Annotated in this window: 18 protein-coding genes; 6 read left to right on the forward strand and 12 right to left on the reverse strand. The window is 64.5% G+C overall.

What is annotated here, in order from left to right:
- Positions 1–129: 129 nt before the first annotated feature.
- The 3 genes from VF629_RS12055 to VF629_RS12065 all read right to left on the reverse strand — a co-directional run bounded on the left by VF629_RS12055 (position 130) and on the right by VF629_RS12065 (position 1,456).
- Positions 130–717, reverse strand: a complete 588-nt coding sequence (locus tag VF629_RS12055) for a cytochrome c oxidase subunit III (protein ID WP_331058734.1) — start codon at positions 715–717, stop codon at positions 130–132.
- A gap of 153 nt (positions 718–870) precedes the next feature.
- Entirely contained in the window at positions 871–1,209 is a 339-nt protein-coding gene (locus tag VF629_RS12060) for a hypothetical protein (RefSeq protein WP_331058735.1), read from the reverse strand.
- Positions 1,202–1,456, reverse strand: coding sequence for a hypothetical protein (locus tag VF629_RS12065; RefSeq protein WP_331058736.1), 255 nt, complete (start codon positions 1,454–1,456; stop codon positions 1,202–1,204). Before VF629_RS12065 ends, VF629_RS12060 begins: the two co-directional genes overlap by 8 nt.
- A 174-nt stretch (positions 1,457–1,630) precedes the next feature.
- Here VF629_RS12065 and VF629_RS12070 point away from each other — a divergent pair, with 174 nt between their 5' ends.
- Positions 1,631–2,404, forward strand: a complete 774-nt coding sequence (locus VF629_RS12070; RefSeq protein WP_331058737.1) for a hypothetical protein — start codon at positions 1,631–1,633, stop codon at positions 2,402–2,404.
- A 20-nt stretch (positions 2,405–2,424) separates the two neighbouring features.
- On the opposite strand, the gene VF629_RS12075 is transcribed toward VF629_RS12070, so the two are convergent.
- Complete coding sequence (locus tag VF629_RS12075) at positions 2,425–3,810, reverse strand: M23 family metallopeptidase (protein ID WP_331058738.1); 1,386 nt, start codon at positions 3,808–3,810, stop codon at positions 2,425–2,427.
- A gap of 113 nt (positions 3,811–3,923) precedes the next feature.
- Between VF629_RS12075 and VF629_RS12080 the strand changes: the two genes are divergently transcribed.
- The 4 genes from VF629_RS12080 (at position 3,924) to VF629_RS12095 (ending at position 7,035) form a co-directional block, all read left to right on the forward strand.
- Entirely contained in the window at positions 3,924–4,775 is an 852-nt protein-coding gene (locus VF629_RS12080) for a hydroxymethylglutaryl-CoA lyase (RefSeq protein WP_331058739.1), read from the forward strand.
- Positions 4,776–4,787: 12 nt separating this feature from the next.
- Positions 4,788–5,528, forward strand: coding sequence for a (Fe-S)-binding protein (locus tag VF629_RS12085; protein WP_331058740.1), 741 nt, complete (start codon positions 4,788–4,790; stop codon positions 5,526–5,528).
- Positions 5,529–5,743: 215 nt separating this feature from the next.
- Positions 5,744–6,238, forward strand: coding sequence for a hypothetical protein (locus VF629_RS12090; protein WP_331058741.1), 495 nt, complete (start codon positions 5,744–5,746; stop codon positions 6,236–6,238).
- Positions 6,196–7,035 (forward strand): O-antigen ligase family protein, encoded by an 840-nt coding sequence (locus VF629_RS12095; RefSeq protein ID WP_331058742.1) that lies wholly within the window; start codon positions 6,196–6,198, stop codon positions 7,033–7,035. The genes VF629_RS12090 and VF629_RS12095 overlap by 43 nt, the downstream gene beginning before the upstream one ends.
- Before the next feature lie 25 nt (positions 7,036–7,060).
- Here VF629_RS12095 and dapA read toward each other — a convergent pair whose 3' ends face one another.
- The gene (gene dapA / locus VF629_RS12100; RefSeq protein WP_331058743.1) at positions 7,061–7,945 is read right to left on the reverse strand and encodes a 4-hydroxy-tetrahydrodipicolinate synthase; all 885 of its coding nucleotides are present in this window, start codon (positions 7,943–7,945) and stop codon (positions 7,061–7,063) included.
- A gap of 131 nt (positions 7,946–8,076) precedes the next feature.
- On the opposite strand from dapA, the gene VF629_RS12105 reads away from it, so the two are divergent.
- Positions 8,077–8,994 (forward strand): polysaccharide deacetylase family protein, encoded by a 918-nt coding sequence (locus VF629_RS12105; protein ID WP_331058744.1) that lies wholly within the window; start codon positions 8,077–8,079, stop codon positions 8,992–8,994.
- Between the two features lie 514 nt (positions 8,995–9,508).
- Here the strand turns inward: VF629_RS12105 and VF629_RS12110 are convergent.
- The 7 genes from VF629_RS12110 to VF629_RS12140 form a co-directional block, all read right to left on the reverse strand.
- Positions 9,509–10,333 (reverse strand): rhodanese-like domain-containing protein, encoded by an 825-nt coding sequence (locus VF629_RS12110; RefSeq protein WP_331058745.1) that lies wholly within the window; start codon positions 10,331–10,333, stop codon positions 9,509–9,511.
- A gap of 99 nt (positions 10,334–10,432) precedes the next feature.
- Positions 10,433–12,535, reverse strand: a complete 2,103-nt coding sequence (gene ligA / locus VF629_RS12115) for an NAD-dependent DNA ligase LigA (RefSeq protein ID WP_331058746.1) — start codon at positions 12,533–12,535, stop codon at positions 10,433–10,435.
- 140 nt (positions 12,536–12,675) lie between these two features.
- Entirely contained in the window at positions 12,676–13,284 is a 609-nt protein-coding gene (locus VF629_RS12120; protein ID WP_331058747.1) for a DUF4920 domain-containing protein, read from the reverse strand.
- Positions 13,285–13,349: 65 nt separating this feature from the next.
- Positions 13,350–13,970, reverse strand: a complete 621-nt coding sequence (locus VF629_RS12125; protein WP_331058748.1) for a hypothetical protein — start codon at positions 13,968–13,970, stop codon at positions 13,350–13,352.
- A 164-nt stretch (positions 13,971–14,134) separates the two neighbouring features.
- Positions 14,135–14,908 carry a hypothetical protein gene (locus tag VF629_RS12130; RefSeq protein ID WP_331058749.1) on the reverse strand — a complete coding sequence of 258 codons (774 nt, stop codon included), beginning with the start codon at positions 14,906–14,908 and terminating at the stop codon, positions 14,135–14,137.
- Positions 14,905–16,716 (reverse strand): S8 family serine peptidase, encoded by a 1,812-nt coding sequence (locus tag VF629_RS12135; RefSeq protein ID WP_331058750.1) that lies wholly within the window; start codon positions 16,714–16,716, stop codon positions 14,905–14,907. The genes VF629_RS12130 and VF629_RS12135 overlap by 4 nt, the downstream gene beginning before the upstream one ends.
- Before the next feature lie 142 nt (positions 16,717–16,858).
- Complete coding sequence (locus tag VF629_RS12140; RefSeq protein ID WP_331058751.1) at positions 16,859–18,313, reverse strand: M20/M25/M40 family metallo-hydrolase; 1,455 nt, start codon at positions 18,311–18,313, stop codon at positions 16,859–16,861.
- Between the last annotated feature and the right edge of the window lie 39 nt (positions 18,314–18,352).

Consider the following 18,352-nt stretch of genomic DNA (forward strand, 5'->3'; position numbering starts at 1 on the left):
CGTCCGGGACGCGGACTACAGAGTCCGCGCTACTTGTCGCGCTACATCAGGTGCCCAATGCTAAAGCCAAACGCCCCGCTAACCATTGAATTAGCGGGGCGTTTTGTTAAAAAAACTTGGGTTTCGACGTTAAAACAAGAACAGGAACACGGCAAACAGCACCACCCACAGCACATCTACAAAATGCCAGTAGGTACCTAGCAGCTTAATCTGCCGGCGGTGGTAGGGGTTGCGAATGAAAACGAGGCTGCGCACCGCGTCGCGGTCGGCGTGCAGCACCTGCAGCAGCAGGGCGAGCAACAACACCATGCCCCCCAGCAAGTGGGCGACGTGCAGCGCGGAAATCAGGTAGATGAACTGCCCGCTGCTGCTGCTGGCCTCGCCCCGAAACGGCACGCCATGCGTCATGAGCTCGCGCCAGCCCAACACCTGCAGGCCCGAAAAGATGCAGCCCAGCAACAGGGTGGCCCCCAGGCAACGACCGAGGCTGGCCAAGTCGTCGTGCTCGTACAGTCTGAGTGCTTGACCAATGGTGTAGCTACTAATAACTAGCACAATGGTACTCAACGAGAAATACCGGGGAAACGGGTGCAGGCCGGTGGGCACGCCACTGCGAATGCGGGCCGTGGCATAAGCCACCACCAGCATCAGAAACATGACGGTGATGGCTACCAGGGCCAGGTACAGCGCCACCTGCAACGGTGGCATTCGCTCCATGCGGTTGAACGGGGAAGGACGCCGCCGGGCCCCCCCCACTTGGTTTCTACGTTCGTGTTCGAAGTTCATCGGGCTACGCCAAGGGATGTCCTTACGCTAACCCATCGGGCAGAAATTAGTTGCAAAAAGCCCGTATTTGATAACGCCAGTGCGCTATCGAAAGAACGAGCCGATTTTGCCCAACACCGCGTTGAGCGTAATCTTGGGAGTCCGGTTCACGCCGAAAGTGACGTAGGTTTTGCCGGCCACGCGCAGGTCCAGCACCCAGCCCAGCTGCCGGGCCAGGTCGTTGATTTGCTGCATGGGGTCGGGCCCGGGCGGGCGCGGGGTTTTGGGCGCGCCGGGCGGCTTGGGCGGCCCGGCGGTGAGCAGGTCGAGCACCTGCTGGCTGGGCACGTTCAGGATGAGGTAGGTGCCGGCCGCGGCCAGCTGCAGGGGGTGGCCGTTCCAGCTAAGGACCAATTGGGCCTCTATTTCGAGGGTACTAGGCACCGGCTTCGGGGCCGTTGGCCGGGAGCTGGGGAGTGGTGGGCGCAGCGGCCGCGGGTTGGTCGCCCCGCGTGCGGATGCGTAAGGAGCCGTTCAGCTTCCAGGTAGCGGCGGGCGCGTTGGGATTCTGCGGGTTGGGCACTTGCAGCTCCATTTGCTCAAAAGCGCAGCTGAGCTCTACGCCGCCCGAAAGCTTGCCGAGCAGCGACGCGGCCATGTCGGCCCAGTTAGAGGAAGAAGAATCGGGCATGGTTGCTGTATAGAAAGGTGAAGCGGAGAAAGGAGAGCGTGTTTTTTGCCTCTACGAGGGGCGCAAAGTACGACCTTGCCCCCGCTAACGCAACCAAACGGCGGAGGTTGCCACCGGTTTGCGCGGCCCGCAAACTGCGTAAATTACCCCCGCTGCCTACTTAACTCATTCCCAATGCGCACCCTCGGTTCATTGTTCGCTTCCGCGGTAGCTCCCCTGCTGCTGCTTGCTCTTTCGGGGCAAGCCCAATCGGCGCCCCCCGCCGGCCCAGCAGAAGCCCCAACCTGCGACCATCCTTTCGGCTTGCGCGAGAGCCAGAACCTGGAGTACCGCTTGCTCGACGCCAAAGGCAAAGCGACCGGCACCTGGCGCTACCGCGTGCTGAAAATCAGCACCGACACATTGGGCAAAAAAAGCCGGCGGGTAGCGACCACCCGCGTCCGAATGAAGAGCGGCCTCTACGACCTGGGCAATCGCGTGAAGCAGCAGCAGGACCTCACCGTGTTCTGCCGGCGCGACACCACGTTTACCGATGGCATGGCCGAACTCAACTACGACGCCATGGATTCTTTCCGCGACCGCCTCAAGGCCTACACTCCCACTCCCATGGCTTGGCCCAACCAGCCCACCACGAGCAGTGCCCTGCCCAACGGCGGCATACTGGTACAGGTGAGCAGCTCCGCAGTGGCCATCGCCAAGGTGTCGTCCGTGGTGCGACAGCGCAAAGTGCTGGCCGGGCCAATGGCCGTCACGGTGCCCGCCGGCACTTTCACCTGCTACCAAGTGGAAAGCCAGCGCGAGTACGCCACCGCCGCCCGGGCCGACCTGGTGATGAAAAGCGGCGGCCGCACCGTGGACTACTACGACCCGGCCGTGGGCATTGTGAAAACCGAATACTACGACAAAGGCGGCAAGCTGGCCCAGACCAAGGTGCTCGCCAAGCGCTAGCGCGCTGCGGTATAGATGCGCTACAGAATCACCCAGCCGGTTTCCCCACCGGGGCCCCGCAAGAGACTGTAGCCCTCGGTTTGGCCGAGCACAGACACGGGCGTTTGGGCTGCCAACGCCCCCCGCGCCGGGGCGGCCGTGAACGGCTGGCCCAGCAGCTCTACCGCGGTGGGCAGCACCAATTGGCGCAGCGGCGCGCCACTGGCCCGCACCACGCCCTGGGCCGGCACGTACCCCTCCTGCCCCGTGGGCGTTTGGACCCGAAGCGAAGTGCCCTGCTGGCCCACTACCAGCAGCGGCAGCTGCTTGGGCAGCTTGGCAATGGCTGGCGCGGGGCGCTTTTTGTCCGCGGTTGGGGTGGGGCGCAGGTCGGTGGCGGCGCGCAGGCGCACAAACTCGCCCCGTTGGTCGGGGCCGTTGGGGAGGGCGGCCGCGGGGTCCGTCCGACGCACGAAGGGGAACGGGTCGACGGCTCCCCGGCCGCTCCGGTAAATGCCAAAATGCAAGTGCGGCACGGTGGTGCGCGCGTTGCCGGTGTTGCCCACCAGGCCCAGCGTGTCGCCGGCCCGCACCTGTTGGCCCGCACTCACCAATTGCTTGTCCAAATGAGCGTAGTAGAGGTGGCTGCCGTGCTTGGTGTCGGCCAGCCACACCACCCGGCCGCCGATGGGCGTTTCGCCGGTTCGGGTCACGAAGCCGTCGGTGGCCGCAATGGCGGGGGTGCCCCGTTGGGCGAAAATGTCAATGCCCTCGTGCTGCCGGGCGCCGGCGTCGCGCGCGGCGCCCCAGAAGCTGCCCACCGCCGCGTCGGTGCGTCCCAGCACCGGAAACACGCTCAGGCTGGGCTCGCGGCTTACGCGCAAGGTGTAGCGCCCGGCGGCCAGCAGCTCGGGCTGCACGCGGAGCAGGTGCTGCCCGTCGTCCTCGGCCCGGTAGCGGAAGTCAACGGCCAGGGTATCGGCGCTGGCCACCGGCGCGGCGGCCTGGCCGGGCACCACCTCAAAAGCATCCAGAAAAACCCGCACGGCCGCCCCTGCCCCCAGCGCCAGGCTGACGTGGATTTGCTCGCCGGCGCGCACGTTGTAGCGGTAGCTGGTGGCGGTGGGGCGCTCGGGCCGCAGGTAGCCCGTTTCGGCAAAGGGCAGGGTTACCACCAGGGAGTCGCGCAAGGCCTGGTCGGCGGCCTGCAGCCAGGCCCGGCCGGCGGGGCGAGTATCCAGCCCAGCTTGTTTTAGTTGGCGGGCGTACGCTTGGTGAGGCGTCGACTTTTGAAAAATTGCTTGCAGCGTCTGCTGTTTGCTACAGCCGCCAAGACCGAGCAAGCCGGCGGCCAGCAACATCCAACCAAATCCTGAGAGCGGCCGGGTAGTCAGCCGCTGAATGCGAGAGTCCGTGGTGAAAGGCATACCCGGCAAACAGCGGCGCGGGAGTCGTAGTTCGGCATGGGGCGCGGCCGCCTCCACGGGCCTGAACCGCGCTGCTACCTTTACGCCCGATTCCGCCCCTCACTCCTTCCCCCATGAAGCTTATCGAATGCCCGCGCGACGCCATGCAGGGCCTGACCGATTTCATTCCAACGGCCACCAAAACGGCTTACCTCAACGCCTTGCTGCAAGTGGGGTTCGACACGCTGGACTTTGGCTCCTTTGTGTCGCCGAAAGCCATTCCGCAATTGCGTGACACCGCCGAAGTATTGACAGGCCTAGATTTGACGAACACCACCACGAAACTGCTGGCCATTGTGGCCAACCGGCGCGGGGCCGAAACGGCCCTTGAGCACCCCGAAATCAGCTACCTGGGCTTTCCCTTGTCGGTGTCGGAAACCTTCCAGCGTCGCAACACCAACCAGTCGACCGCCGAAGCGCTGGCCGACGTGGCCGCCATGCACGAGCTGTGCGAGCAGCGCGGCAAAACCCTGGTCACCTACCTGTCGATGGGCTTTGGCAACCCCTACGGCGATGCCTGGAGTCCGGAAATCGTGACGGAGTTTACCCAGCAGCTAGCGGCGCTGGGCATCCGCATTGTGGCGCTTTCGGATACCATCGGCGCGTCATCCCAGGCCACTATCGCGCCCTTGTTTTCGGCCCTGATTCCGGCGTATCCGGCCATCGAGTTTGGGGCGCATCTGCACACCACTCCTACCACCTGGCACGAAAAAGTATCGGCCGCCTACCAGGCCGGCTGCCGCCGCTTCGATGGCGCCATTGGCGGCATTGGCGGCTGCCCCATGGCCGCCGACGAGCTTACCGGCAACATGGCCACCGAAAACCTGCTGGCCTTCCTGGCGGAAAACGGGCAGCCCTCGGGACTGAATTTGGAGGCCTTTGCCCGGGCGCGGGAGGCGGCGGCCGGCGTGTTTGCTTTTCACTAAGTCATCGCTGCCATGCCTACTTCCGTCGATATTTTCATCCCTTGCTTTGTCGACCAGCTGTACCCCGCCACGGCCCTCAACATGGTGAAAGTGCTGGAGCGCGTTGGGGTGCAAGTGCACTACAACGCGGCCCAAACCTGCTGCGGCCAGCCCGCCTACAATGCCGGCTACGCCTTCCAGAGCCGCACGGTGGCCGAGAAATTCCTTGTAGATTTTGAGGCCCCGGCTACGGAGGCGCGCTACGTGGTGAGCCCCTCAGCGTCCTGCGTGGGCATGGTGCGCAACAGCTACACCGAGCTGTTTGCGGGCACCTCCCAAGAGAGCAAATGCCGCGGGGTGCAGGGCCGCACCTATGAGTTCACCGAGTTTTTGGTGGATGTGCTGGGGGTGAGCGCCATACCCGGCGCGCAGTTGGCAGGCAAGTACACTTACCACGACTCCTGCTCGGCCTTGCGGGAGTGCGGCATTCGGGCGGCGCCGCGCCAGCTGCTCGACGGCGTGGCCGGCCTGCAACGCCTGGAAATGGCCGAAACCACCACCTGCTGCGGGTTCGGCGGTACGTTCGCCGTCAAGTTCGAAGCCATTTCGGTGGCCATGGCGCAGCAAAAGGTTGAGCACGCCCTCGACACCGGCGCCGACTACATTGTGAGCACCGACGTGAGTTGCCTTATGCACCTGGAAGCATACATCAACAAGGAAAAGCTGCCACTCAAATGCCTGCACGTGGCCGACGTGTTGGCCAGCGGCTGGTAAGCCGGCGCAAACGCATGGCCGCTCATCGCAGGCTTTTCGCGCTAGCCGAGCCCGCCTGCCTGAGTACCCCGAAATTTTATTTCGGCCCCGTTGAATAGTCGTAAGCAATTCGTTCAACCGGGCCGAAATAAAATTTCGGGGTACTTATTTACCCAAGCCGTTTTCAGGGGCCATCTTGCCGGACAAAAACCTCCCACTAGCTGATTTACCGTTCAGTGCAATACTATTACTCCGGTCGTCTTTCGCAGCACCTGCTGTGGCTGGCCTGCTTGGCGGGCGCAGCCGGCCTGTTGGCCGCGCGGGCGCTGGTGGCGCTGGCCCCGGTGGTGGGCGTGCTGGCCGCACTGGCTAACCCCAACGTGCGGCGCGACTGGCCCCAGTACCTGCGCAACGGCGCGGCCATGCGCGCGGCGGCCGTGGTGGTTTTTTTGCTGCTGAGCGGGCTGTACACCAGCGAGTGGGCCACCTGGCGACACGAGCTGTTCCGGAACCTGCCCTGGCTGGGGGTGCCGCTGGCTTTCACGCTGGCCGTGCCACTCACGGCGCGGCAGCGCCTGGCGGTGGGCTACCTGTTTGTGCTGGGCACTGCGGCCGTGGGGCTGGCTACGCTGGGCCAATACCTGATGGACCCCGCAACGGCCAACGAGGCCATTGGGGTGGGCAGAACATGGGGGCCATCACCCTCATCTTTCATATTTCCTTCGGCGTAATGCTGGCATCGGCTTGCTTCTGGGGCCTGTTGCTGCGCCGAAGTTCCTTGGTGGGACCGGTTGGGCGGGCCTTGCTGTTGGGCGCAGCCGTGGCAGCAGCCCTTACGCTGCACGTGCTGGCCTACCGCACGGGCCTGCTGGTGTTTTACGTAGGGCTGCTGGCTTACGCGGTGCGCCAATTACTGCAGAAGCACGTGGCCGCCGGCTTGGGGCTGGCGCCGTGGGTGGCGTACCGCTCGCTGGGGTCGGTGCGGCAACGGGTGGGCGCCACCCTGTGGGATGTGCAGCAATTCACGCTCGGCCACGACATCAACGACTATTCCCTGGCCCGCCGCTTGGCAGCAATAGAAACCGCCCGCAACGTCATCGGCCAGCACCGGCTGCTGGGCGTGGGCCCGGCCGACGCCCACGCCGCCATGATGGAGCAATACGCCTGGAAAGATTTTGGTCTGCGGCCCGCCAACCGCGTGGAAGTGCACAACCAGTACCTGCGCGCCATGCTTGGCGGCGGGTTGGTGGGCCTGACCCTGCTGCTGGCGGTGCTGTTCTGGCCCCTAACCAAGCCTTGGGCGCGGCGCAACCCGGCTCTGGTCTTTTTCATCCTGCTGCAAGCCACCGTCATGCTGGTAGACGCCGTCCTGGAAATGCAGATTGGCCTCAACCTGTTTGTGTTCGGCTACGGCTACCTGGTGGTGGCGGGGGAAAGGCAATGGCAAACTTCTGCTTCTGGGCAAAACGGGGCAGCGAGCCCACTCGCCTCTCCTTTGGCAAAGCAAGAGTTGGCCCGACCACTGTAGGGCGCTACCCAAGCTCAGCCGCTGCTTACAGAGATTTCCGGATTCGGTCTTTCAGCCCGGGCGTGGCTTCGAGCAGGGGGAGCCGCACGGCCGCGCCGCACACGCCCAGCGCCTCCAGGGCAGCTTTTACGCCCACGGGGTTGCTCTCCTCGTACATGAGGGGGTTGAGTGGCAACAGGCGAAACAGTTCTTCGCGCGACGCGGCAAAATCGCCGGCCAGCGCGGCGCGGGTCATGTCGGCGAAGCGTTTGGGGAAGGCATTGGCCAGCACCGAAATGATGCCTTCAGCGCCGCAGGCCACGAGCGCAGGCGTAAGCACGTCGTCGCCCGAGAGCAAAAGAAAATCTTTGGGCTTGCGGGCGGCAATGTTCAGGCACTGCTCCATGAGGCCGCTGGCTTCCTTGATGCCGATGATGTTGGGGTGCTGGGCCAGGCGCAGCGTGGTTTCGGCCGTGACGTTGGACGCCGTGCGGCCGGGTACGTTGTACAGAATCAGGGGCACGGGGCTGGCGTCGGCCAGGCGCAGGTAATGGGCTATCAGGCCGGCCTGACTGGGCTTGTTGTACGCCGGGCTGGCCGAGAGCACGGCCGCAATGCCGTGCAAATCCGTGGTTCGGAGCAGTTCTTCGGCGGCGGCCGTGTCGTTGCTCCCAATGCCGTACACGAGGGGCACGCGGCCGGCCACGTGCCCCTTGGCCACGCGCAGCAGCTCGGTTTTTTCGGCGGCCGTGGTTGTTGGCGACTCGCCGGTGGTGCCGTTCACCACGAGGTATTCCACCCCGCCTTCGATGCAGAAATCAAGCAGGCGCCGCCAGCCCGGGTAGTCCACCGCGAAGTCGGAAGTAAACGGAGTGACCAGGGCCACCCCCGTGCCGTGAAACTGCGCAAGGTGGGAATTAGTGTTGTTCATGCCGGGCTTTGGGAAGTAGTTTTGTGCAAAGGTAGGGGCGCGTCGCACGCGCCCGGCGGCCATTGCCGGTTGCCACGCCCGTTTTTTTCGCCGCCCCATCCGGCGGACGCGTGCGACGCGGCCCTGTTTCCATGAAATTCTCTTCTGCTTCCCTCCTGCTGGCGGGCCTTGTGTTGGCCGCTTGCGACACCAAAGTTGCCACCACCGGCGAAACGGCCACCAGCTCCGCCACCGTCGAGGCCGTGGACCCGGCCGCCGCCGAAACCTCCGGCACCCGCGCCACCTCCGACGACGAGGCCAACGCCGCGCCCGCCCCCGACCCCCGCACCATCCCGGCCGCCAAAGCCAGCGACGCGGCCGCTATTCTGGCCCGGCCGCAGGTGCCCATTTTGTGCTACCACCAAGTGCGCGACTGGACCGGGCGCGACTCCAAAGGCGCCAAGGACTACATCGTGCCGGTGGCGCAGTTCAAGGCCCAGATTAAGATGCTGGCCGACTCGGGCTACCACACCATTTCGCCCGACCAGCTCTACGCCTACATGACCACCGGCGCCAAGTTGCCGAGCAAGCCCATCATGCTCACCTTCGACGACACGGACCTCGACCAGTACACCGTGGCCCGCCCCACGTTGGACCAGTACGGCTTCAAGGCCATGTACTTCGTGATGACCGTGAGCCTGGGCCGCCCCCGCTACATGACCAAGGCCATGGTGAAGCAGCTGTCCGACGAAGGCAACGTCATCGGTTCGCACACCTGGGACCACCACAACGTGAAGAAGTACCAGGGCGAAGACTGGGTGACGCAAATCGAGAAGCCCACCAAAACCCTGGAAGAAATCACGGGCAAGAAAATCACCTACTTCGCCTACCCCTTCGGCCTCTGGAACCCCCAGGCCTTCCCCGAGCTCAAGAAGCGCGGCTTCGTGGCCGCCTTCTCGCTGGCCGAAAAGCGCGACCAAACCGACCCGCTGTTCACCATCCGCCGCATCATTGCCAGCGGCTACTGGACGCCCCGCACCCTGCACAACAGCATTGTACAGTCGTTCTAAACGAACTGCGTGTGGTTTCGCTGGTAAACCAATCTGCCCTAAAACGGGAAATAGCCTGGCTACTCGGTAGCTGGGCTATTTCTTTTTTGCTGCTGGCCGCTGTAGAAGCTGTTTCGCAAGTAGGCGCCGCCCGGTCCGACGCCTTAGGCGTCCGACCGGTTGCTGGTTGGGCTTTCGGGTGATTGTGCGACCAACAACCGGTCGGACGCCTACGGCGTCGGACCGGCCCATATACCGTCTTCAGAGCTGAGCTTAGCTTCGAATACCTGGCGCAGCCCGAGCTGGAAATCCAACTGCACAACACCTACTTCGTGTCTGAGCCTTAAGCAATTACCACACTCTTGTTTATGGTGCTGTCGTTGCCAACCTTCTTCTTGCGAGCTTTGGTGGCCAACTTCCGCCGGCGCGCAACCAATTGGGCACTGGGCGCGGTGCTGGTGCCCTGGGTACTACTTGGCCTGGCCTTGTTAGCGAGGTTTCTTATTTGGCACCCACGCGGGTAGCTTCCCCAACGCTACTTCGCGCCTGCCGCCTTCAAAGCAGAATAGCCGCCAGCGTTGATGACGTTCAGAATGCCCTGTTGCTGCATGAGGGCCGCGGCTTGGCCGCTGCGGTTGCCGGTGGCGCAATACAGCACGTAGCGCTTGGCGGGACTAAGCTTGGCCAATTGCTGCGCAAAATCAGCGGCGCGGAAATTGAGGTTTTGGGCATTGTTGAAGTGGCCCCCTGCGTACTCCTCGGGCGTGCGCACGTCGAGCACCGTCACTTGCGGGTCGGCGAGGTGCTGTACTGCGCTGGCAATGTCAATGGCTGCCACTGCCGAGGGCGCGGCCGGAGCCGTGCTGCCCGTCGTGGCCTTGGCGCTGGGCACTTGGTGCACCACCACCACAAACGGGTAGTCGCCTTTCATCTGGCTGTAAACGGTGGCTTCGAAGTCGGGCGCTTGAAAACGCACCGCCTCGCAGCCGGGGCACGTAACGGGCTGGGCGGTGAGTTTACGGCTTTTTAGCTCGCTGCGCAGTTGCCGGATGCAGGCCGCCTGCGTGGTTTTCAGCACCACGTCCTGCCCGGGGCGTTGGGGCCGCACGGTGAGCTTTGTGGCGGGCACGGCCCCGCCATCCGGCGCGGGCCACGACCAAAATGCCTCGCGCGAAGCCGGCGTCGAGCTTTGGAATTTCCACTCGGCGGGCAGCAGCTTGGTGACCGCCGCGGTGCTGGTGGCCGCGCTCGGGTCGGCCCCAATGGCAAGCAGACTGGAAAGCTCCAGGCATTGGGCCTGCACGGACGACGCGGCTACTCCTTTCCAAAGAAGCAGCAAGAGCACGACTAGAATTTTCATGAGTGGGAACAAGAGGTCAAATATCGGGATTTCAGTCGATAGACAAAAATATTGCCGATTTATTGCAAGCTCTTTCCCGCACGCCCCGCTCCTGTTTTCTTAGAACAAGTTTCCTTGCTCGCCAGGCCCGGCAGCGGCGGGCCCCTCGCTGGCAGCTTCGGCTGCCGGCGCTTCGCCGGGAGTGGGCAGCAGGGCCATCAATTCGGTTTCGGAGATAATCGGCACTTTGAAACCCAGGGCTTTTTCTCGCTTCGCCGGTCCCATGTTGTCGCCGGCTACCAGGTAGCTCAGCTTTTTGCTGATTGACCCCGTGATTTTGCCGCCGTTGGAGACGATGAGCTGCTGCAATTCTTCCCGGCTGTGGTGCTCAAACACGCCCGAGATGACAAACGTGAGGCCCACCAGCCGGTCCGAAGCGGGCACAGGCGCTTCGCCGGTCACGGCCAGTTGCACGCCCGCCGCTTGCAAACGCGCAATCAGGGTGCGGTTTTCGGGTTGTTGAAACCAGTGGGCAGCGGCCACGGCTATCACCCCGCCCACTTCGGGCACGGCCGCCATTTCTTCGGCCGAGGCGGCCATCATCGCCTCAATGCTGCGGTAGTGCGCGGCCAGTTTCTGGGCCACGGTTTCGCCCACGTAGCGAATGCCCAGGCCAAACAGCACCCGCGGAAACGGCACCTGTTTGCTGGCCTCAATGCCGGCAATGAGGTTGTCGATGCTTTTGGCACCGAGGCGTTCCAGCGTCACCAACTCCGGGCGGCGCGCGGGCAGGTCGTAAATGTCGGCCGGGGTGTTCACGAGGCCCAGGTCAAAAAAGCGGCCCACGGTTTCGGCACCCAAGCCGTCAATATTCAGCGCCTTGCGCGACACATAGTGCTCCAGCCGGGCCTTCAATTGCGGCGGACAGCCCCGCTCGTTGGGGCACCGGAAATGAGCCTCGCCCTCCGGCCGTACCAGCTGCGTGCCACACGCCGGGCAGGCGGTGGGGTACTGAATCGGGACGGCTTCGGCGGGCCGGGCGCTAAAGTCAACCCCCGTGATTTTGGGGATAATTTCGCCGCCTTTCTCCACGTACACCATGTCGCCCAGGCGCAGGTCGAGCAGGCCAATTTGGTTGGCGTTGTGCAGGGTGGCGCGCTTCACCACGGTGCCGGCCAGCGGCACAGGCGTGAGCATGGCCACCGGCGTGACGGCCCCTGTGCGGCCCACGTTGTATATCACCTCGTTGAGGCGGGTGCGGGCTGCCTCGGCCGGGTACTTGTAGGCGATGGCCCAGCGGGGACTTTTGGCGGTGTAGCCCAGCTGGTCCTGCTGCCGCAAGTTGTCAACTTTGATGACGATGCCGTCGGTGGCCACCGGCAGGTCGAAGCGCTTTTTGGCCCAGTGATGCACAAACTCCAACACTTCTTCGATGTTGGAAGCGCACCGCCAGGTGTCCGACACCGGCAGGCCGTAGCGGCTCAGGGCCTCCAAGGCGGCGCTGTGGCTGGGAAAGTGCCGGCCCGGCGTGAGCAGCGAGTAGGCGTAGAAGCGCAGCTTGCGCGCCGCCACCAGGGCAGAATCCTGCAGCTTGAGCGTGCCGCTGGCCGCGTTGCGTGGGTTGGCCAGCAGCGCCTCGCCGTTCTGCTCCCGCTCGGCATTGAGCTCGGCAAACACCGGCAGCGGCATAAAGACTTCGCCCCGCACCTCAAAGTCGTCGGGCTGGTCGGTGCCGGCGCGCAGGGCCAGCGGCAGCGTTTTGATGGTGCGCACGTTGGGGGTCACCACGTCGCCGCGGGTGCCGTCGCCACGGGTCACGCCCTGGGTGAGCTGGCCGTGCTCGTAGCGCAGGCTCATGGCCACGCCGTCGAATTTAAGCTCGCACACGTAGCTGAAGGGCGCGCCTTCGAGGCCGCGCTGCACCCGCTCGTCAAACTCCCGCAGGTCGTCTTCGGAGTAGGTATTGCCCAGGCTGAGCATGGGGTAGCGGTGCACCGCCGTCGGGAATTGCTTGGTGATGGTGCCGCCCACGCGCCGGGTGGGCGAGTTGGGCAGGGCCAGGTCCGGGTATTCGGTTTCCAGCGTTTGCAGCTCGGCCAGCATCTGGTCAAATTCCTGGTCCGACACCTCCGACGTGTCGAGCTGGTAATACTGGTGGTTGAGGTGGTGCAGGCGCTCGGTGAGGGCAAGGATGCGTTGCTGAACGGCGGAAATATCGGGCATGGGTGGGGCGCGGGAAGCCGCAGAAGAATTCGATGGAACTGGTAGCGCAAGCTACGACGCCCACGAAAAACGAGGTAATAACCGAAAAAGGCCGCCTCGAAGGGCGGCCTTTTAGTGCTTTAGCAGTCAGGCAGAAATGGCTAGTCGCGCACGATTACGCCATCCGCCAAAAAGGTGAGCTGCTGCTCGTCCTGCGTGATGGCGGCCACTTCCTGGTCGGACTTGCCGGCGTCTTTGGCGTAGTGTTGCAGGTCCTCTTTGGGCACCGTGCTGCGGTGGGCCCAGCCGCTCACCACTACGTTGTGGCCGCTGAGGTCTTTGGGCACAAAAAAGGCGTAGTCACGGAAGCGCACGCGCATTTCTTTGCCATCGGCGGTGGGCAAGGTCATCCAGCAGCCTTTGGCCTGGCACACGGCCGAGGCCTTGCCTACCAGCTTTACCTGGGCCGAATCGCGCCCGCCCAACGCGGTGTTGATGGCACTCACGGGCAGGGCGCCTTCGGGGCTGAACGCGGCGCCGTAGGTCTGGCCGGGCGCGGGCGGCGCAATCATGGTGCTGGAGTTGTTTTCGGCTTCTTCTTCGGTGGTGCGCTTTTCTTCCGAGCCGGGCGGCACTTCAGAATTATGCCCGTTCACTTCCTGCTGGCCTTCGCTCACGGGCAGCACGGGGTTGATGGGTGCCGAAGGCACCAAGCGGATGTACGCCAGAATGACGGCGAGAACGATGACAAACGAAACAAAAAACTTCATGACGCGAGGGCAAAAGGGGTGGCTGGTAAAAAGTAGTAACCGACGTTATCTACGCGGGGGCGCTGCTATTGGCTGAGGACGACGGCTTTGCCCAGCTTGCGGGCGTAGGTCAGGCGGCGCTCCACGCCGTTGGCCACGGCGTAGTCGAAGCCCACGGCGTTGGGGTCTTCCCGCAAGGCTGCCCAGGTTTTGGCGTCCACTTCGGCGGGCTGCTCGGTGCCGGCGGGCACGGCGGGCTGCATGAAATGCGCATCGGCAAAGAAGTTGTTCATGCCCTGCAAAATGGCGATTTCCTTGTCGCGCACGCTCGCCGACTGGGGGTCGTTCAGCGCCTTTTCGCTGAGCAGGGCCCGGGCGGGCATCACCTCGTGGCGCAGGGTGTCGCCGGTGCTGCTCGTCACAATCAGGTGGGCCTGCGCGGTGAGCACGCGCGGGCCCCGCAACTGCAGAATGAAGTTATCGGGCTTAACGGGGTCAGAGAAAGGATGCCTTACGCTCACGGTATTCAGCACGGTTTTGCTGCTCACGCGGTTGCGCTCGCCCGCTGCCGGGGGGCGGTAAGTGGTGCGGGGGTCAACGGTAGAGGTATTTACTTCGCGCTCGGTGCTGACGCACGAAGCGAGCTGCCCCGCCATGCCGGCGGCCAGCAGGAATAAGCCAGTAAGTTTGAGTGATGGGGTTTTCATAAGTTGAAAGAAGGCCGCGCTGAGTGGGAAGCGCGTGCGAAGGTAAGGTGGGAAAAGATGGCCAAAGGCTTTCCTTGGAACCAAAATCGAGCCAGCCATTTGCCAACGGGAAGTTTACGGCAACGCCTCGACAATGGGTTTCCGAAGGCCATCAAACCGGATGGTTAGAACAGTCCGATTTCTAGCCCTACCACCCACCGCGGCAGGTCGGGCCACTGCTCGTAGCCCGGCCCAAACACCGACGAAAGCCGGTAGCGCCCCGTAAGCGCATAGCGGTCGACGCCCAGCCGGGCTCCCACCCCGCTGGTCCAGCGGCGCAGGTAGGGCAGCCCGTGCTCGGTGGTCTCTACCGACCCAATGCCTGGGCCGGGCTCGTCTTCGGTGGCGTGGTTGGTGGCGGCCACCCAGCCCCCACCGGCCAGCAGGTCCAAGTAGCGGCCCACGCTATTGCCGCGGCGGCCGGCATTCAGGCGCACGCTGACTTCAGAGTAGAGCTGGTGCAGGCCCAGGCTTTCGCGCCGGTGCAAGGCAGGGCTGGGCACCAGTTTGGTGGGGTTTTGTGACAGCTGGTAGCGCAAATAGCCGTAGCCCAGGTCCAGGTTCAAGGCCAGCGCCTGGCTGAACCGAAACTTGAGGCGCCCGCCCACGCGCAGCTCCGCCGAGCGCAAGCCATGGTCGAGCTCCGCGCCCTGGCCGGCGGCCCCCGCGAGCAAGCCGTAGCTCACGTACGCGTGGCCAAAGTATCGCCGGTTGGGCCCAAACTTGTTTTTCACGGTGTCCTCGGCCACGTTGGCCTTCACCAGCACTTGCTGCGCCTGCCCCAGCAGCGGCGCACATACCAGCAGCCCCAGAGCAGAGGCGCGCCGCCGGCAGCTGCGCGTGGCCACTGCTTCTCGCAACATCTTCGGCCCTAAATACTTCAGAAGCAGTGTTCTCATTCCGAATAGGTGCCGGTGTAGCCTTTGAAATGCACTCGGAGCACGTCGCCGCCGCGCAGCAGCCGGCGCGGCACCTGCACCACCAGCCGCTGCGTAACGGCGCGGGTTTCGTAGCGCCGCAGCACGCCCCGGCGGTCGGCCAGGTTCCAGTACAAATAAGCGGGGTAGTTGGGCTCCGGCAACGGCGCCAACGGGGCGTTGCCCGTGGGCGAAGGCTGCTCGCGGCCCACGGGCGGCACCGGCGCACCGGCGGGAGCTTTGGCGTCGCTCACAGGGGCGGGGGGCAACACGGCTTCGCTTTGGTCGGCCATTAAAGGCAGGATTTCGGCGGGCCGAATGGCGGCTTCGCTGCGTATTACGACGGCCACCAGGCTGTCGTGCGGCACAAAGTCGAAGGTGGGCACCGGATTTTCCGCTGGCTTGGTGGGCGCCGCAAAATGGCGGAAGCGCGGCCGGCCAAACCCGTGGGCATAATCGAAATACGGGTAGAGCTCGGCTGATTTTTCCAGGCCCTGGAACACCTGCATGGCCGTCAGGCTGCGGTTTTTTTGCCACACGCAAGCCGCCAACCCCGCCACCAGCGGCGCCGAAAAAGACGTTCCTTCCAGCCGCTCGTAGTCGGTGGGCGTGGTAGTCAGCACCACGCCGAAGGCGGCCAGATTGGGCTTGGGCCGGCGGTCGGCCGTGGGGCCGTAGGAGCTGAAGTCGACGTGCAGGCCGGTTTCGGGGTCAACGCCGCCCACGGCCAGCACGGAGTCCGCGTCGGCAGGCGTGCCGATGCGCACCCAGTCGTTGTCGCCGTCGTTGCCGGCGGCGCTCACCACCAGCAGGCCCTTGCGCGCCGCCAGGTTGGCGGCCCGCGATATCAGGCTGAGGCGGCCGTTCATCTGCTCGGGGAAATAGCGCTGCTCGGTGTAAGCCAAGGAAGAATTGATGATGTCGGCCCCCAGCCGGTCGGCCCATTCCACGGCGGCCAGCCAGGCTTCTTCCTCGGCGTAGCGCTCCCGGTGCAGCTGCTCGGTGCGGGCCAGCAAGTACTCGGCCCCCGGCGCCAGGCCCAGGGCGGGGCCCGGCGTGCCTCCAGGGCCGGCGGGCAGGCGGCCGGCCAGGCAACCCATTACTTCGGTGCCGTGGCTGCCGGTGTGGTACACGTCGTCGCGGTTGCGCAGGAAATCGTGCGTGGCCACCACTCGCTTGCTGGCCAGGAGCTCCTGAAAAGCCGGGTGGGTGGGCATGCCCCGAAAGCCGACGTCGAACACGGCGATGCGCAGGCCGCGGCCATCAAGCCCGGCTGCGCGCAGCGCCGGACCGTCGAGGTGCGCGGTTTGGCGCCGGGCCAGCAGGTAGTCGTTGGCCGAAATGGAGCCCGGTTCAGGCGCCACACCCTCCTCGGCTGAGGATTTTTCGTGGCTGGCCACTTCTACCCGGCGCGCGGGCCACGCTTCCACCCGCAGAACCCCGGGAATGGCTTGCAGCAACGCCGCTTGCGCGGGCGTGGCCCGGCACGCAACCGCATTAAACCACCGGCTTACCAAGGTCACGGTGTCCACCGCAGCGGCAACGGCGGCCACGTATTCGGCCCGCACCGGCAAATCAGTGCCTTCGAAAGCCGGCAGGTGCTGGCGTTGGCGCCGGGCTTGCGCCGCCGGGGTGAAGTAGCCGGCGGGGTCAAACGGCGCGCTGCTTTTGTCGCGGAATGTTACCCAATAGCGACTGGTGCCTTCCCGCGGCAGGACTTGGGCCCCGGCCGGCTGCGCAAGCCCCAGCCAGCTTCCCACTCCCCACAAAAGACACACCAGAAGCTTCATCAAATTCAAATAAGCTAGCCTTGGTTGTCAGTTGTCAGTTGTCAGTTGTCAGGGTTATGACAACCTCCTTATGAGCCATCAGCTATGCGCTATCAGCAACTGACAACCAGCAACTGACAACTGACAACTAGCAACTACCAACTTAGAGGCCGTACTTGCTGAGCAGGTAAATGAGGGACGCCATGCCGGCGCCGCCCAGCTCCAGCTCGCGCTTGTGCACCTTGTCGAAGGTGTCGGCGGCGGTGTGGTGCAGGTCGAAGTAGCGTTGCGAGTCGCCGTCGTAGCCAATCAGGGCTTTGGGGCGAACGGTGGCTTTTAGGGGCTCGATGTCGGTGCCGCCGTGGCCCGGCGTCAGGGCGTCGACGTGGTAGGGACGCAACAGGGGGCTCCACTTGGCCATTTTGGCCAGGGTGCCGGCTTCGCTGTCTACGTTGAAGCCGCGGGGCGTAAAGCCGCCGCCATCCGACTCAATGGCCGCTACGTGGGTTTCTTTGTTCAGGGCCGCCAGGCGCGCGTACTCCTGCCCGCCGCGGGCGCCGTTTTCTTCGTTCATAAACAGCACGGCGCGCACCGTGCGCTCGGGCCGGAAGCCCGTGGCGCGCAACAAGCGCAGGGCCTCCATGCTTTGCACACAGCCCGTACCGTCGTCGTGGGCGCCTTGGGCCAGGTCCCAGGAGTCGAGGTGGCCCCCCACGGTGATGATTTCCTCCGGGAATTTGCTGCCCTTGATTTCACCTACCACGTTGTAGCTCTTCTCGTCGGGCAGGGTCTGGCATTCCATTTCCAGCTCGAACTGCAGGTCGTTGTTGGCCTTCAGCAGCAGGCTGAGCTGGTCGGCCGCGTTGGTGCTAAGGGCCGCGGCGGGCACTTTGGGCACGGCGGGGTCATAGCTCATGGTGCCCGTGTGCGGGTAGTCGTCGCGGGAACTGGTCAGCGAGCGCACGAGGGCACCCACGGCGCCGCGCTTCGAAGCCTCAATGGCCCCGGTGCGGCGCTGGTCGCCGGCGCGGCCATAGGCCACGCCTGGCTCAATCAGGGCGTCGTCGAACGGCCGGTTGAAGAACACGAACTTGCCCTTCACGGCGGCTTCGGGCAATTGGCGCAGCTCGTCCATGCTCTTCACTTCCACCACGCCGGCCTTCAGCTTGCCGTTGGTGCCAATGGAGCCGCCCAGGGCGCACACCGGCACTTTGATTTCCTTGCCCTTGTTGCCCACAATCTCGCCTTTCTCCTTGGCACCCCGCACCCAGTGCGGCACCATCACCTCCTGCAAATACACGCGGTCGAAGCCGGCTTTCTCCATGGTGGCCTTGCCCCACTCCACGGCCTGCTGGGCCTGGGGCGAGCCCGACAAGCGCGGCCCAATGGTGGTGGTGAGGTAGCGCAGGTTTTCGTAGCTCTGGCCGCGCAACAGGGCCTCGTCGTAGATTTTGCGCAGCGCCAACGAGTCGGTGCGGTACGCTGCCAGCTCCGCGGCTTTGTCAACTTTGGCAGGTTTGGGGGCGCGTTGGGCAGACGCCGCGGAAGCGGCCCCGGCCAGCAGCGTCGCGGCCAAAGCCGCGCGGCGGCCCCAGGCAGCAGAACGAATCAGGTTCATAGGAAAGCAGAAAGTGAACCCCTTTTGGGGGGCTTAGCG

The sequence above is a fragment of the Hymenobacter sp. genome (assembly GCF_036388155.1).
Taxonomy (GTDB): domain Bacteria; phylum Bacteroidota; class Bacteroidia; order Cytophagales; family Hymenobacteraceae; genus Hymenobacter.